Genomic DNA, 12,943 nt, shown 5'->3' on the forward strand with positions numbered 1-12,943 from the left:
CAACCATCTATCGTGGGCCTGTGGCCAACCAAGGTGGCGTGTATGTCGGCGGTGCAGACCAAGTCTATGTTGAGGCCCCATGGACCGGTGGAAAGGTGGTTGACAGTTGGCCGCTGAAATAGCTGATGGGCGAGAAGCACTTCGCGATGCCGTCGATTCGCTTCAGCAGATCGTCGACATACTGCAGAAGCACGGGCCATCGACAGCCAACCCTGGTCTGCGGTCCCTCATCGAGTTGGGCCGCACGGCTGTAGACGAGAACGATCACATTGCCGCTACGGCAAGTGAAATCCGTCGCCGGATGCGTTCGAACAGCAGGCTCTACACCGATATTGTCGTCCACTCCGGTGATGTAGACGAACGCACCCGTCTGAATCAGCAGTTCGAGCAATTGAACGCAAGGGTCTACGAGGGGCTCCGAAAGGCCAGCGAATGACGGCGGAGGGCAGCTTGTTCAGCTCGGTATCAGCCGCGCGGGCAGCATTGGAGGACGGACGTCTCTCGCGCGACGGTTTTCTGACCGTACTTCGTTCCGGCGAGCTGATTGTCCCTTTGGATGGCCCGATCGGGGCTCTGAGATTCGCCGTGTTTCGCTACGGAGAGCAGCTCTGTGGCGCCGTCTTCACCAGCGATGACATGGTCCCGCCGAGCTTGGTCAATCATCAACGTATCCGCATGGACGGCGCGGCCCTGGCTCAACGGTGGCCATCGGATCTTGTTCTTTCCCTTGATATGAACGATGCTGGACCAGGTCTCCGCATACCAGCGTCCGAGGTGCAACGGATGGCCAGTGACCGCCTTGACCGCGTGGTGCCGGCAGGTGAAACGCTGTTCGTCGGCGCCCCGGCACACGAGCCACCGGAAGCGATCCGTCGTGCCGCCTCAGAACTCGTGAAGGTCTTCCCGCAGATCGACCGCGCGTATCTGTTTCAGATGGCGAGCGGCCAGGAGTCAAGCCTCGTACTGGGCGTGGTCCTCCATCCCGGCACTCCACCTGAAGCCGTCTTACCGTTTGCCGCGAATTGGATGTCAGAACGAGCATCACGCGCAGATTCGACCGAATTGCTTGCGCTGAACGGAAGTTTGCTTGCATCGGTGAGCCAATACGTCAGTCCGGTATCAACAAGGGAAATGAGATAGCACGCGGCTTGCTCGCCTACTCCCATCACCATCTCGATGTCACCAGCGACTGGGGGGCTGAAGAGGAGCCCTCAAGTTTCTCCCCCATGTCACCTATCTTCGTACAGCAGCACCCGCCTTTTGACCTACCCGCCTGATCGGCCAGCGGGATAGCCGTCGCCAGTCGCTACAGGGCCACAAAGACATCGTCGAGAATGCGCGGCCGGCCAGCGCGCTCGGCAGACTTCCGGGAGGCGATGTTGCGATGGTCGATGGTCCCGACGAGGTAAGTTGCCGGGTCGGTCGCGAGGCTGTGCGCCCACACCGCCTGCGCCGCGGCCGCATACCCATGGCCGCTGAAATCGTCATCGATCACTTCCTCAGCCACCACATCGCCTGAAATCCAGTCGACGGCATCGGGGACTGTCGCCAGCAGACCGACCAGAGCGTCGTCGGCGATGATGGCGCGGAGTTGACCATCGGCGTGCCATTGCATGATGTCGTCTGGGTCGGCGGCGGGGACACCGGCGTGCAGCGCGGGATCGATTCGCCCGCATGGTGTCGTACCGCCGCTGCACCACGGCGACCGCATCGGCCGGGTCGGTGAACGGCTGCAGCGCCACACGGCCGTCCGGCGGTGTCATGTCTGAGTACCGGGCGGCGTGAATGGTGACGTCGAGGCGCGCATGCGGCCCGAGAAGTCGGCCAGGGCGCACTCGTAGTCGAAGGTCGTTGGGGGCGAACATCTTCCACTCGGTACGAACGCAGTCTCGTAGCGCCTCAATGTCGTCGAAACTGTGGGCGATGACCTCGACGAAGGGGCGGGCAAGGTCGCGGCAGTAGAAACGTATGCCGCCCAACAGTTTTCCGGCACTGGATTCCACGACACGGTGAGCGTAATCGAGGGAATTCACGCCGGGGATGTCGATGTGATCAGAGAACAGCCGGGCGAAGCCGGTGTTGTCGACCTTGGCGGCCTGTTCGTCCAACCACTGCGCCAGCAGACGGTCGCCGCCCGCACCGAACAGCTCGATAGCCACATCTCGTTGGTCAGTCAACGATGGCCAATCGGCGGCGTTCACTCGGCCGAGCCTAGCCTTGTCCGCGACAGCGCCTTGCGAGTTGCGCGACACCCACGTCGGTGGCCTCCGCTAGATTACGCATACCCGTTCATTCGCCCAGGAGCCCGATGACAGACCACCACCAGCTTGAAGCCGTAGGCGACGACAAGCGTGATGTCCCAGGAGTGGTCACAACAATGGGGCGTTCAGCTGTGAACCACCGCGGGCGAGCAGTGGCGGCATGGTCGGTGGCCGCGGCAGCTTCGATCAGCGCGTCCGCCTTGTACGCAGCCCAGGTGGTTTCGGCATTCGCGCTGCGCACAGAAATGCTGAAGACCTGCGACTCACACGAGCCACCCCTCATCACGCACTTCTTCTGGCTCACAATGATTTTGGCGGGAACAGGCGCAATCGCAGCGAGTGTCGCCCTCTCGACGTCGCGGCGTCGCCTTTGGACCATTCTCGGTGTCGTCGTGATCGTGGTGTGTAGCTGCCTGTTCCTGCTGAGCTGGTACGGCACGTCCGTCGCCGACGACACAATCATGCCACCATGCAGCAACTTATGAGAGAGAAAGCTCTGTGACACAACAACATACAGACATCGACATACACCAGGTTGCGCAGCCAGGCTGGTTGACGTGACATCACGTGATCCTGAGCTCACAGAGGCCTGGGATGTGCAGGCGGGCGATCGGAAATTGGCCTCGAAAGAGGCGAAGTCAACCATGGTGCACGACACTGCGGCACCTGACGTGGACGGAGTGGCGATGAAGTTTCCATGGACATCCTTCTGCAAGAAACCCAGGTTCGTGCTCGACATCGTCGATCTAGTCAGAGTCCCTGCTGTCGACGAGTACACGGTGGCACGCGACCCCGGCTTTGCCCCGGGCGCAGTGAAAGCAAACCCGATTCCATGACCGCCGACGATGGCACGGGCAGCCGGTCCCGCAGCGTTGGATGGCTGTTCGCTCCTGCCGGCGCGGCGGCGATGGGATTTCAGGCAGGGGCAGTGTTCGCGATCAACCAGTTCTACCCACGCAGCGCTCTGGCACTCGTGGTCATTCTGATGCTCACCGCATTGACGGGCGCGATCGCGCTCGTAGGGTGGAGAACGCGCGGACTATTTGCTGACATCGCACTCGGGGTTGGTGCAGGCGGCCTGCTGGCAACTGTTGTGGTCGGCCTGGTCACGTCGGGCGGGGCGTCGTGACCGCACCCGACGATAGCCCTATCTACCCGCGGCGCAAATGGTTGTCGGCCAAGTTCAGGATGCAGGAGCAAGTGGCGGGGTTCGCCGTCGGCCTGCTGTTGCTGGGTATCACGGTGATCACATACGGGGCGGGGCTGCTGCTCTGCCTCATCCCAGCAGCCGGATTGGCCAGTGACCGTTGGCGTGGACACAGTTTCGCGGCGATCGCACCACTTCTCGCGTTTGCGACGGTGGGACCCGGCTATTTGCTGGTCCAGTTCCTCGCGGGGCGCTAGGTTTTCGACCAGGTCCCCCACGGTGATGAGGCCCGATTCGAGTGAAAGTCTAAGCAAAGCACAATCATTCGTAGAACTCGCCTCTGGCTAGCTGCGGCCTCGCCGCTGGCTCCGTCAGCGCGCGGAACGGGTGTCGATCGTCGGTGTCAGGGCGCCCGCTATCATCCGCTGGTCGCTGGCGGCGATCACAAGCCCTCGCCTCAGCGCTTGCGCCACGACCATGCGGTCAAACGGATCGTTGTGCTCCCACGCCAGGCGACAAGCCGTCACGCTGTCAGCGGCGTCGATGGCGAGATCATCTACTCCCATCGCCGCCAAAGTCTCCGACCACGCAGCGAGGAGCGGCTCGGCGTCGAGGCGACCCAGGCGCGACTTGACCGCGATCTCCCACGCAGGTGCCGCAGAGACCGCAAGGTCGTTGCTTCGATCGGAGAGGGCCGCACGCGCCTCAGGCGCCACCCGATCAGGATTGGTCGCCAGCCACAGCAGCGCATTGGTGCCCAGGAGTATCGCGGTTACCCGTCGTCGCTGCTCCAGCCGCGGAGCTCCGACTCCGGCAGGCCGTCGTCGAAATCAGATTCCACGACATCCACCGCACCGGCAACCTGGCAACACTGGCTCGGCTCATCGTTACTGCACTCCGCCGGAACGCTCACCTGCTCGACAACATCGAGCTCTCGCGGACCATCGCCAGCTGAACGAACCCGACGCCATCGTCCAGCCTGCAGCAACGCACGCTCTGATCCGTGGCGCCCGCAGTCTCATCTTTCGTCGATCACGCGGCATCGCTGACCCCACGGTGTCGTTGCCCAACGCTCGATCGAAAGGCTCAGCAAAGCAGGATCATTCGTAGAACTCGCCCTTGGGTAGCCGCGGCCTCGCCGAGTCGGGCCAGCCTCCGGGCGAACGGTCGATGGTCCAATTCGCGGGCGGCTCGGTGAAGTTCATCCACCGGCCATCCCCAAGCCACAGCGACCACAGTTCCTCGTCGGGAAAGTTGCCCATCCGCAGATAGATGCGTTCGCGTCCAACGGAACCCACCAGCCAGCCCCAGTCCTGTGGGTCCTCAACGAACGTAACCGGCGTGCCGAGTACCGATTCCAGATCGTCGACGCCATCCGACCGTCTCACCATCCCCCGGACCTTTCAGTCGACGAAGTTCACTGTCTGGACGGTTTCCAGCAGATCGGCGTGATCGGCCGACCCATCCAGCACAGTGGCCGTGGCGTGCACCAGATACCCCACGTTGCCACGCTCATGCACGGCCAGGGTCGACGCGGCGAGCAGATTCAGGTTCCCCAAGGAATATGTGCCGCACTGCAACGCCCACCCAGAGTGCCGGCCTGCTGGCGGCCACCGGCGCGCAGTCGTCTCAACCCACGATTGCATGGCGCGCGATTCGACGAAGGCATGATCGATCAGATCGGATACAGCAACACCGTGATCGAAGATGAATCGACAGACAACAACAGCCACGCTGTTGCGAAACGCGGCCGTGGATGCGGAGTCAACAAGCAGGAGGAAAAGTCCGTCAGGGCTACCGTCCACCTCATACCAGCGATCCGCTGGAAAGTCATGATGAATAGCACCCGGAAGGCTCCGGCCGTCAGTTACCCGGTTGCACTGCACCGACATCAAGGCCAAGCGCTGGTACACCGTCAGCACCGCGCTCACTCCTCCCGTCTTCCCTATTTGAGTCAGCGACCTTGGACCACGAGAGCCACCGCGCCCTCCACTATCCAGGGAAACCTCAACAGCTTCTGGGTCACTTCCGCGGCCGAGTCGGGACGGCACGTCCACGCCCAGCCTTCGCGTCTCGAGACTACTGACGGTGCACCGGAATGATCGTGAGACTTGCGTAATCGCTGTCGTCGCGACGCGGCACACGTTTTCCCGTTGCCGCCTCAAACTCTTCAATCGAGACGTATTGCTGTAGCGAGGAGAACACGGCGGCTGCCAACGTTCCGACGATGAAGATCTGTGCGATCAGGACGAGAGGCCCAGCGACAATGCCTGCCCCAACCCCGGACCACCCTGCTCTGGTTCGAGACTCGCTCGATGAGCGTGCACGCATGATGGGCGGGACGCCAAGTTCCTTCTCAGCCGCCGTTCTACGCGTCAACGCAAAACCGTAGGCGAGGCTCCACGCCAATGCGAGCAGCAAGAACACGAGCAACGTTATCCGGCCGGTTCCGCGCATGTGTGTCGCTACGAGATGGATGATGACCGCGGCGCCCCACACCGACAAGGCGAGCAGCGCCGCGAGGAAGGTCGTCATCACGACGCGCTTGCGCCAGTACGTGAACCCGCGGCTCGCCCAACTCGTTCCAAAGTATTTGATCGACTGAGTTCCATGCGAGGAACTCATCCGAAGACCGATTTCCACAGCGACTTCGCCGAGTGGCCAACAGTAGTTCCCATGTCCACAAGGTCGCCGCCCGTGTTGGCGAACGTGTTCCCGGTTCCGTGCAGGACCCCGGCGAACACCCCGTGATCGTGAATGTCCTCCGAACAGTGCTCGTGAAACGACTCATAACCGACTCCGCCGACTCCGACAACGGCAAAACCAGCGATACCAGCTACCACAGCGGCGGGTACCTCGACGGGCAACGCTGCTATGCCCGCAGGTGTCGCGGCACCTGCAGCCGGGCCTGCGGCCGCCGCGCCAGAATCGTTGGTGCGGGCGACGGTTTCGTTCGCGTGCTTTTCGTGGTCATCGACTACCATTCGCCGCGATCGAGTCCAAGGCGTTGCGGCGATTTCCGGGGTGGGGTCAAGCACGATCGGCACCGGTTGCTGCGTCGCCCACCCATGCACCTCGAACCACTGCTGTTGTAGCTCGTTGACCGATAGGAAGGCATCGCCGATCAACTGACGTGGTCCTCTCCGTCGTCAGGCAGTTTTCATTAGGCGATCAAAATAGCAGGTGCAAAACCGCTTCTGCCACGGCGCGAATTGGCCAGCACAGCGCGCAACGGCCCGGTCGTGCCGCGCCCGGCATGCAGCCCCAGCTTCTTGCCATCGTCGGCGACCCCCGTCGCGTGGCCCCTGCCTCATGCACCGCGTTTCAGGGAACAGGCTCAGGTGACGGGGTGGCGGTGGAGGTATTCATTGACGGCGCGTCGGATGATCTCGGCGTCGGGGACGTCGTCGGCTTGTGCGCGGCGGTGGATGTCGGCGCGCATGGTGTCGGGGAAGCGGATGGACATGGCGGGGGTGTTGCGACCTTTGCCGGCGCCGGCTGGTGGACGGCCCATGGCCAGCGCTGCGGGGTTGAGTTCGACGGCTCTTACTTCGTCGGCTGTAGGTGGCGCGGTGGCGTAGTCCTCAGCCATCGCCGCGTAGTCCTCGTCGCGTAGCGGGTGTGCCATGAGCTGTCTCCTTGTCTTGGTCGTGTCGGTCATCGTCGTTGGCTGCTGTAGACCGGGGTGATGAGGTGATCGAGGCCGAGGTTGGCGACCAGGGCGGGGCGCAGCATCATCGCGTGGAATACGACCGCGACCGCGGGGCCTCGAAGGTCGGCGATGACTTCGATCCACGGTTCGGACTCGGCTGCAGGTGCGATGTAGAGGAACGGTTGCGCCCCCACTACCCGCGGCGTCAGCGAGATCCGCACGACGTAGAACGACACCACTGCGCGGATCTCGTCGTCGGTGATGCCGTGCGCGCGGGCGCTGGATGTCACCGTGATCCGCACACCGAGAAGTGTAACCGACTTTACGCGAAAGTGGATTACCGGGGTCTTCCTGATGGAGCGTGCCCGAATGGTGATTTCAGCATTCGTGACGGTGCTCGTCGACCTCACGCCCGTCATCGACGGCATCGGGTCGGCCCGGCTGATCGACATGGTGGCGGGGCGTTCCAAGGCCGCGTTGGCCGACTGGCTCGCCGCGCGGGATCAAGGGTTCCGCGCCCGCATCCGGGTGGTGACGATGGTGTCCCGCACGCGGGAGGTGCACCTAGGATTCGCGGGCTACCGCACCGCCTCCGCAGAATCCCTCGGCCAGGCGAGGGCGGTGATGGATCCGTTCCATGTCGTACACCTCGCGGCCGAGAAACTCACCGCCTGTCGCCAACGCATCCACCAGGACACCTGTTGGCACCAGGGCCGGGCCGGTAACCCGCTGTACCGAAGCCCGCGGACCCTGCTGACCAGGACAGGCCTGCCCATCGAGATACAGGCCGCACGGCTGCGTGCGGGACTCGACGCCCACGACGAGCACCTCGCCGTCGAAGTCACCCACGCGGTCTACCAGCAGCTGATCGCCGCCTACGACCACCCGAACAAACGACACGGCGAAATCGCAATGTACAAGGCACTCAAACGAATACACACCGGACTACCCGAACTAGCCCAACTGGGCCGATCCCTGTGGGACCGCCGCGCGCAGATCCTGGCCTACTTCGACACCGCCGCCTCCAACGGGCCCGTAGAAGCCATCAACGGGCGTCTGGAACACCTCCGCAGCATCGCCCTCGGATTCCGCAATCTCAACCACTACATCTTGCGGTCACTCATCCACTCCGGCCAACTCGCCACACACCTCCACGCACTCTGAATCAGCAAGAGCCGTCAAACTTGTCAGTATCGCGCGAGACAATGAGTGCATGAGCAGCGGGACCAGCAGACGTGGCAAGGGTCGGTCGGGCAACCAGAAGAAGCAGGGTTCACCACCTTTGCCGCTGGCGAGGGAACTGTTCCCCGAGCTGAACGCCACCTTCTACACGGCTGACCCAGCCGCGTTCCTTCACCTCAGAATCGAGATGCTGTCGTTGATGGCGCTGAGCATGGCTGACCTAGCACCCGTGTTAGCTAAGCATCGCCGCATTGGCGCAGTTGAGTTCAACCCGACTGGTCCACCGGACGACGATCAACGACAGCGCTATCTTGTCGCGGAAGCGCAGATCGTCTTTCACCATGCGGCTGAGATGATCCTGCGCATGTTCTTTGCCCACGTCGAAGCGCCCGACTGTCCGTGGCTCGGCATGGCATCGTCGACGAGCTTCGTGGAGTTCAAGCATAAGGTGGAGGCCACGCTCAAGGCCGGCTTCGATGAGGCCGACATCGCCAATGTGTTTCTTGGTGGCAGTGACCCGATTGACGCTGCGATACGTGTTACCGACGGAGAATTCGCCGATTCAGTGAAGGCTGTGCGGCTGCTGCTCGGCTTCTGTGCTGACCGACTGCTAACCGAATCGTTCCTGTACAACGCGGCGAAGCACGGACTGACTACCGTTCAGCTCGATGAGAGTACGAAATTGAGCTGGGGGGCCAAAGATAAGGACCGTATCACGATCCACACGGGCCCTATGCTTGCCTACCTGCACAAACCGGCTGCTCCCAACGCACCCAAGGAAGGACCGAAGTGGCACATCTCCACGACGGGTCCATTGCCAGACCAAGACCTCGCCGTCTCTACACTCGTGTATCGCGCACTTCGTAGTCTATGGTCCGTAGCCAAGCGGAGGTACACTGCTGAAAGTGGAGAACTCATTCTGTTCACACATCAGGACGTTGAGACTTGTATCTACGGCCCGATCGCGAGCTCAATGAATGTCGTTCGGACGGCAGTGATGGAGCTTCAGAAGAAGAAGCCAGACGGGTCGCTGACTAGCATCGGAATCGAATTTAGGGGTCCGCAGATTCCAGAATCATGGTCGACTCGAGATGTCAGCAACTCACCAGCAAAGACGGTGAATCTTCCAGTCAGACAGCGCGACAGGCGCTTTTCATACGACAGCAGCCGCGCTCTCCTCCCATTCTCGCCCAAGGGGTCATCTCGCGTCTGACGGTTGGCGGTGCGCTCGCGCCGTTTAAGGGCTCTTCCTGATTCAGAGTGCGTGGAGGTGTGTGGCGAGTTGGCCGGAGTGGATGAGTGACCGCAAGATGTAGTGGTTGAGATTGCGGAATCCGAGGGCGATGCTGCGGAGATATTCCAGACGCCCGTTGATCGCTTCGACGGGCCCGTTGGAGGCGGCGGTGTCGAAGTAGGCCAGGATCTGCGCGCGGCGGTCCCACAGGGATCGGCCCAGTTGGGCTAGTTCGGGTAGTCCGGCGGGTAGTCCGGTGTGTATTCGTTTGAGTGCCTTGTACATTGCGATTTCGCCGCGTCGTTTGTTCGGGTGGTCGTAGGCGGCGATCAGCTGCTGGTAGACCGCGTGGGTGACTTCGACGGCGAGGTGCTCGTCGTGGGCGTCGAGTCCCGCACGCAGCCGTGCGGCCTGTTTCTCGGTGAGCGTCCGGTGCGGGTGAGCAGGGTGCGGCGGATCCGATACAACGGATCACCGGCCCGACCACGGTGCCCACACGTGTCCTGTGGTGTGAGGATGAAAGTTCCTACACCAGCACCGATCACCTCCCCGGTCGAGGCGCTGACTCGATGGACCTGCCGGTTGAGCTCGCCCACGTCCCCACGTTACCTCCGCTCGCGGCGCTCCTCGACGTTACGTGGCGTGCACGATGCGAGCAGTTCTCCGCAGTCGAAAGCGCGTCTGTTCCGAATGATCACGTGCGCAATACCGACCCCCTCACCGACACGACGCCCAAATCGCGAACTTCACAGGTTCAGCGAGGCGTATGTCCGTGCGCTCGGATAGATTGCGCTTGCACCTCGTTCACGCGCACAGGAGACCGATGACAGACCATGGAATCAAAGCCATACCCATGTGGACCCTCGCGACCGAGAAGGCCGACCTCCCGGCAGTGATCGGCGAAAAAGGCCTGTTGCCTGCCCGGCTCAACGATCTCCGCGACGCACTCGCTGTTCTCAGCGACACGCCCATCGCCACACTCGAAGCCCACTCCGTTCCATCCTCGGTCGACCGCAGCCGGGCGGTGAACTTGGCTAGCGCGAGCCCCCTTGCCCAGCACCTGACCCAGCTCGTCAAACAGACGCCGAAGGTTGCCACCGACGGCGGAGAGACCCTCTATCGCATGGTCGTTCCAGCCAAATTCGCAGCGCAGATGGGAAGCGGCATCGTCGCCCCGATGAAGTCCAGTGCAGTCTCCGGCGGGCTGCATTCGGCCCTCATGAGCGGCAACAAGATCGTCGGGCAGACAACGATGGTTCCCGTGTCAGCGGGGGCGGCCGGTGGTGCGGCTGTGGCCGGCGCAGGGGCACTGACAGTTGCGGCGCCGCTCATTTTGATGGCCGTCGCTGTCGGCCTGACCGCCCATGCCGACCAGCAACGGCAGAAGGCGATCGAACGGATCACCGAGCTGCTCGAAAAGCTGCATGCCGACAAGCTCGCCGACGAGCAACACACCTTGAACGGCTGCAGGAGCTCCATCACGAAGGCCGCGGCCATCCTCCTCGACAAAGGTCAACTCGGTGCGTCGCTGGGCCTGGATTCAGCGGTTCACAGCATCGACACTGCGTTGGAGCGCGCACGGTCTCGCATCGCGAAGTGGGAGAAGGCCCTCGACGGACTCGGCGAAGGGCGTGTGGAGCTGCAAAAATTGACCGCCGCGATCCCGACCGTCGATCAGGAGGACGGCGAGTTCAGCGTGCATCGTGAGCTCGCCACCGCCGCGCTGGCTATGAAGCGACGGGTACTCGTCCTCCAGGCCGTCGATCACGCGCAGAGGGATGGCGAGAATCACTTCGAGAGATTCGTCGAGACGCTTCGCTCGGAGCAGCACGACCTCGACGAACTGCAGCAGGGTCTCGACCGCGTGCTGAACCGACTGTCCACGCTGCAACTCGACCGCAGCCACGGGGTTCGAGACTTCATGTTCACGTCGGGTGACGTGGACAAGCTATTGCGGGCGTCGGAGCGGATGCGTCAGCTGGGTACCTCCAGCCAAACGTCGCTGAGCAAGGCTGATGTGGTGATCGACATGATTCAGAATCAGGACGGCTCCGTCACAGTGCTCCCCGCCGTCGCCGCTTGAAGTTCGCGGGCCGCCACTCGGTGCCGATGCGTCGGAGGAGCTCCCGCACGGCCACCTCGGTACTGAACCGTCGATCGCTATCAGACGGTGAGATGCTCGCGCACCGGGAAACCCGACTTTCGGCCACTTTCTCGGGCGGTCGCGGGCAACTGTTCGGTTCGAGCGGCGTGGTCGACAATGTTGCGCTCGGGGCACTCCAACTCGAGCACGTCAATCACTCCTACGAAGGGATCTCCCATGAAAAAGGAGGAGAGGGCCGGTCTGGGGCTAGAGAGCCGCTCTTCCCGGCTGATCTTTGGATCCGGATGGAAAGAAGTCACTCCACTGCTTCATCCGTATTCAAAAACCATCTCTGCCGCGATTGCTTACGTGGGAAAGGACGCCGAGAGATACCTACCACTCGAGCAAGGTTCATCGATTATTGTTGACGCCAGCGAAATCGCGGTGCGCCGAGGGCTAACCGACCCGAACGCGCTGTACTCCTGGCACAAGATCGGCGTCATGGTCTACTCACTTCCAAATCTACACGCCAAACTCATCCTGGCGGAGTCGCCGAACGCAATCAATCCAGCATTTCTAGCAATCGGATCGGCGAATGTTTCACGATCGTCGTCCAGCAAATTGAAGGAGGCCATCCTTCTGACGGACCCGGAAGAAACACTTCAAGACGCGCGCCAAGCGTTAGTCTCGTGGAAGGCGCAATCGGGGCAGCCGCTCAGCGCTACCAAAATAGCGTACTTGCAGAGCATCTTCAGAGCGGATGCCGACGATCCGCCCAGCGGGGACGGGACCGGACCGGATAGCGGCGGCGCCGACGGCGACGAGGACGACGAAGAAGCTGCCACCAAAGACGTGGACGAAGAGTCGTGGCCGCGTCCGACACGGATCTATGTTGTTCCAGTCAGTCCAACTGACGATGCGTCCGAGGAGGCACTTTACATCGCAGACGACCTAGCGGAACAGCACGGGGTCGAGGACGGCGAAGATGCGCAAGCAGGCGAGCTAGCACTAACAATGTTTTGGGTCGACGATTTCGAGGACAACGAAAACTGGACTTACCCAGAAAATGCTCACGTAATTGCCATCAGAACCACTAAATCGATGAGGATCATCAGAACACTAGAGCTCGATGAACCGGGTAGAATAATCCACAGATACACGGACAAGTTTTCTTCTCCGTCGCGGAATTACTACTATCTTCTCACCAAAATTTCTAATGAGCGACGGACCGTTGCGGATCTTCACGAAGCAATGAACAATGTTGGCGAGAAGATTAATTTTGAGACTGGCTACATGAGATCAAAAGTCGTAGACGCACTCGTGGGTATCTGGACGGACATCCAGTACAACTAGAGTGTTCGCGCACCCGCCCTACTTGCAGTTC

Annotated in this window: 19 protein-coding genes and 2 pseudogenes; 11 read left to right on the forward strand and 10 right to left on the reverse strand. The window is 61.8% G+C overall.

The genetic code is table 11. The features are described from left to right. Nucleotides 1-106 precede the first annotated feature (106 nt). Together KIK15_RS04655 and KIK15_RS04660 are read left to right on the forward strand one after the other, a co-directional pair. On the forward strand, nucleotides 107-436 hold the full coding sequence (locus tag KIK15_RS04655) for a hypothetical protein (RefSeq protein WP_214242925.1): 330 nt from the start codon (nucleotides 107-109) through the stop codon (nucleotides 434-436). Then, the gene (locus KIK15_RS04660; protein ID WP_214242926.1) at nucleotides 433-1,140 is read left to right on the forward strand and encodes an enhanced serine sensitivity protein SseB C-terminal domain-containing protein; all 708 of its coding nucleotides are present in this window, start codon (nucleotides 433-435) and stop codon (nucleotides 1,138-1,140) included. Before KIK15_RS04655 ends, KIK15_RS04660 begins: the two co-directional genes overlap by 4 nt. Nucleotides 1,141-1,306: 166 nt before the next feature. On the opposite strand, the gene KIK15_RS04665 is transcribed toward KIK15_RS04660, so the two are convergent. Continuing rightward, complete coding sequence (locus tag KIK15_RS04665) at nucleotides 1,307-1,615, reverse strand: hypothetical protein (protein WP_214242927.1); 309 nt, start codon at nucleotides 1,613-1,615, stop codon at nucleotides 1,307-1,309. Between the two features lie 301 nt (nucleotides 1,616-1,916). On the opposite strand from KIK15_RS04665, the gene KIK15_RS04670 reads away from it, so the two are divergent. From KIK15_RS04670 to KIK15_RS04690, 5 genes are all read left to right on the forward strand, one after another. Continuing rightward, the gene (locus KIK15_RS04670; RefSeq protein ID WP_214242928.1) at nucleotides 1,917-2,312 is read left to right on the forward strand and encodes a hypothetical protein; all 396 of its coding nucleotides are present in this window, start codon (nucleotides 1,917-1,919) and stop codon (nucleotides 2,310-2,312) included. After that, nucleotides 2,309-2,746 (forward strand): hypothetical protein, encoded by a 438-nt coding sequence (locus KIK15_RS04675; RefSeq protein ID WP_214242929.1) that lies wholly within the window; start codon nucleotides 2,309-2,311, stop codon nucleotides 2,744-2,746. The genes KIK15_RS04670 and KIK15_RS04675 overlap by 4 nt, the downstream gene beginning before the upstream one ends. 72 nt (nucleotides 2,747-2,818) lie before the next feature. Beyond that, on the forward strand, nucleotides 2,819-3,097 hold the full coding sequence (locus tag KIK15_RS04680) for a hypothetical protein (RefSeq protein ID WP_214242930.1): 279 nt from the start codon (nucleotides 2,819-2,821) through the stop codon (nucleotides 3,095-3,097). Beyond that, nucleotides 3,094-3,390, forward strand: a complete 297-nt coding sequence (locus tag KIK15_RS04685; RefSeq protein ID WP_214242931.1) for a hypothetical protein — start codon at nucleotides 3,094-3,096, stop codon at nucleotides 3,388-3,390. The genes KIK15_RS04680 and KIK15_RS04685 overlap by 4 nt, the downstream gene beginning before the upstream one ends. Beyond that, nucleotides 3,387-3,665 (forward strand): hypothetical protein, encoded by a 279-nt coding sequence (locus tag KIK15_RS04690; RefSeq protein ID WP_214242932.1) that lies wholly within the window; start codon nucleotides 3,387-3,389, stop codon nucleotides 3,663-3,665. Before KIK15_RS04685 ends, KIK15_RS04690 begins: the two co-directional genes overlap by 4 nt. A 114-nt stretch (nucleotides 3,666-3,779) precedes the next feature. On the opposite strand, the gene KIK15_RS04695 is transcribed toward KIK15_RS04690, so the two are convergent. The 7 genes from KIK15_RS04695 to KIK15_RS04725 all read right to left on the reverse strand — a co-directional run bounded on the left by KIK15_RS04695 (nucleotide 3,780) and on the right by KIK15_RS04725 (nucleotide 7,362). Further along, the gene (locus KIK15_RS04695; protein WP_214243261.1) at nucleotides 3,780-4,202 is read right to left on the reverse strand and encodes a type II toxin-antitoxin system VapC family toxin; all 423 of its coding nucleotides are present in this window, start codon (nucleotides 4,200-4,202) and stop codon (nucleotides 3,780-3,782) included. 306 nt (nucleotides 4,203-4,508) lie between these two features. Beyond that, nucleotides 4,509-4,799, reverse strand: coding sequence for a hypothetical protein (locus KIK15_RS04700; protein WP_214242933.1), 291 nt, complete (start codon nucleotides 4,797-4,799; stop codon nucleotides 4,509-4,511). 12 nt (nucleotides 4,800-4,811) lie between these two features. Continuing rightward, a complete protein-coding gene (locus tag KIK15_RS04705) occupies nucleotides 4,812-5,339 on the reverse strand; it encodes a hypothetical protein (protein WP_214242934.1) in 528 nt (175 codons plus the stop codon). 148 nt (nucleotides 5,340-5,487) lie between these two features. Continuing rightward, nucleotides 5,488-6,033, reverse strand: coding sequence for a hypothetical protein (locus KIK15_RS04710; protein ID WP_214242935.1), 546 nt, complete (start codon nucleotides 6,031-6,033; stop codon nucleotides 5,488-5,490). Next, on the reverse strand, nucleotides 6,030-6,536 hold the full coding sequence (locus KIK15_RS04715) for a hypothetical protein (protein ID WP_214242936.1): 507 nt from the start codon (nucleotides 6,534-6,536) through the stop codon (nucleotides 6,030-6,032). The genes KIK15_RS04710 and KIK15_RS04715 overlap by 4 nt, the downstream gene beginning before the upstream one ends. Before the next feature lie 209 nt (nucleotides 6,537-6,745). Next, a complete protein-coding gene (locus KIK15_RS04720) occupies nucleotides 6,746-7,069 on the reverse strand; it encodes a hypothetical protein (protein WP_214242937.1) in 324 nt (107 codons plus the stop codon). After that, nucleotides 7,066-7,362, reverse strand: a complete 297-nt coding sequence (locus KIK15_RS04725; protein ID WP_214242938.1) for a hypothetical protein — start codon at nucleotides 7,360-7,362, stop codon at nucleotides 7,066-7,068. The genes KIK15_RS04720 and KIK15_RS04725 overlap by 4 nt, the downstream gene beginning before the upstream one ends. 76 nt (nucleotides 7,363-7,438) lie before the next feature. On the opposite strand from KIK15_RS04725, the pseudogene KIK15_RS04730 reads away from it, so the two are divergent. Together KIK15_RS04730 and KIK15_RS04735 are read left to right on the forward strand one after the other, a co-directional pair. Further along, a pseudogene (locus KIK15_RS04730) lies at nucleotides 7,439-8,224 on the forward strand (transposase); the annotation flags it as partial. Between the two features lie 49 nt (nucleotides 8,225-8,273). Next, on the forward strand, nucleotides 8,274-9,455 hold the full coding sequence (locus tag KIK15_RS04735) for a hypothetical protein (protein WP_214242939.1): 1,182 nt from the start codon (nucleotides 8,274-8,276) through the stop codon (nucleotides 9,453-9,455). Between the two features lie 42 nt (nucleotides 9,456-9,497). Here the strand turns inward: KIK15_RS04735 and KIK15_RS04740 are convergent. Continuing rightward, nucleotides 9,498-9,982, reverse strand: a pseudogene (locus tag KIK15_RS04740) (transposase); the annotation flags it as partial. Nucleotides 9,983-10,299: 317 nt separating this feature from the next. Between KIK15_RS04740 and KIK15_RS04745 the strand changes: the two are divergent. Next, a complete protein-coding gene (locus tag KIK15_RS04745) occupies nucleotides 10,300-11,559 on the forward strand; it encodes a hypothetical protein (protein WP_214242940.1) in 1,260 nt (419 codons plus the stop codon). 80 nt (nucleotides 11,560-11,639) lie between these two features. Here the strand turns inward: KIK15_RS04745 and KIK15_RS04750 are convergent, their stop codons facing one another. After that, nucleotides 11,640-11,798, reverse strand: a complete 159-nt coding sequence (locus KIK15_RS04750) for a hypothetical protein (RefSeq protein ID WP_214242941.1) — start codon at nucleotides 11,796-11,798, stop codon at nucleotides 11,640-11,642. On the opposite strand from KIK15_RS04750, the gene KIK15_RS04755 reads away from it, so the two are divergent. Next, entirely contained in the window at nucleotides 11,797-12,912 is a 1,116-nt protein-coding gene (locus tag KIK15_RS04755) for a hypothetical protein (protein ID WP_214242942.1), read from the forward strand. The two genes, KIK15_RS04750 and KIK15_RS04755, sit on opposite strands and share 2 nt — an antisense overlap. The last annotated feature ends 31 nt before the right edge of the window (nucleotides 12,913-12,943 follow it).

The sequence above is a fragment of the Williamsia sp. CHRR-6 genome (genome assembly GCF_018474015.1).
Classification (GTDB): Bacteria; Actinomycetota; Actinomycetes; order Mycobacteriales; family Mycobacteriaceae; genus Williamsia_A.

Excerpts from the sequence above, each read along its gene's own strand:
- KIK15_RS04660 (WP_214242926.1), top strand. The coding sequence starts at position 433 with ATGACGGCGGAGGGCAGCTTGTTCAGCTCGGTATCAGCCGCGCGGGCA.
- KIK15_RS04665 (WP_214242927.1), bottom strand. The coding sequence starts at position 1,615 with ATGCAATGGCACGCCGATGGTCAACTCCGCGCCATCATCGCCGACGAC.
- KIK15_RS04675 (WP_214242929.1), top strand. The coding sequence starts at position 2,309 with ATGACAGACCACCACCAGCTTGAAGCCGTAGGCGACGACAAGCGTGAT.
- KIK15_RS04685 (WP_214242931.1), top strand. The coding sequence starts at position 3,094 with ATGACCGCCGACGATGGCACGGGCAGCCGGTCCCGCAGCGTTGGATGG.
- KIK15_RS04700 (WP_214242933.1), bottom strand. The coding sequence starts at position 4,799 with ATGGTGAGACGGTCGGATGGCGTCGACGATCTGGAATCGGTACTCGGC.
- KIK15_RS04710 (WP_214242935.1), bottom strand. The coding sequence starts at position 6,033 with ATGAGTTCCTCGCATGGAACTCAGTCGATCAAATACTTTGGAACGAGT.
- KIK15_RS04720 (WP_214242937.1), bottom strand. The coding sequence starts at position 7,069 with ATGACCGACACGACCAAGACAAGGAGACAGCTCATGGCACACCCGCTA.
- KIK15_RS04735 (WP_214242939.1), top strand. The coding sequence starts at position 8,274 with ATGAGCAGCGGGACCAGCAGACGTGGCAAGGGTCGGTCGGGCAACCAG.
- KIK15_RS04745 (WP_214242940.1), top strand. The coding sequence starts at position 10,300 with ATGACAGACCATGGAATCAAAGCCATACCCATGTGGACCCTCGCGACC.
- KIK15_RS04755 (WP_214242942.1), top strand. The coding sequence starts at position 11,797 with ATGAAAAAGGAGGAGAGGGCCGGTCTGGGGCTAGAGAGCCGCTCTTCC.
- KIK15_RS04750 (WP_214242941.1), bottom strand. The coding sequence starts at position 11,798 with ATGGGAGATCCCTTCGTAGGAGTGATTGACGTGCTCGAGTTGGAGTGC.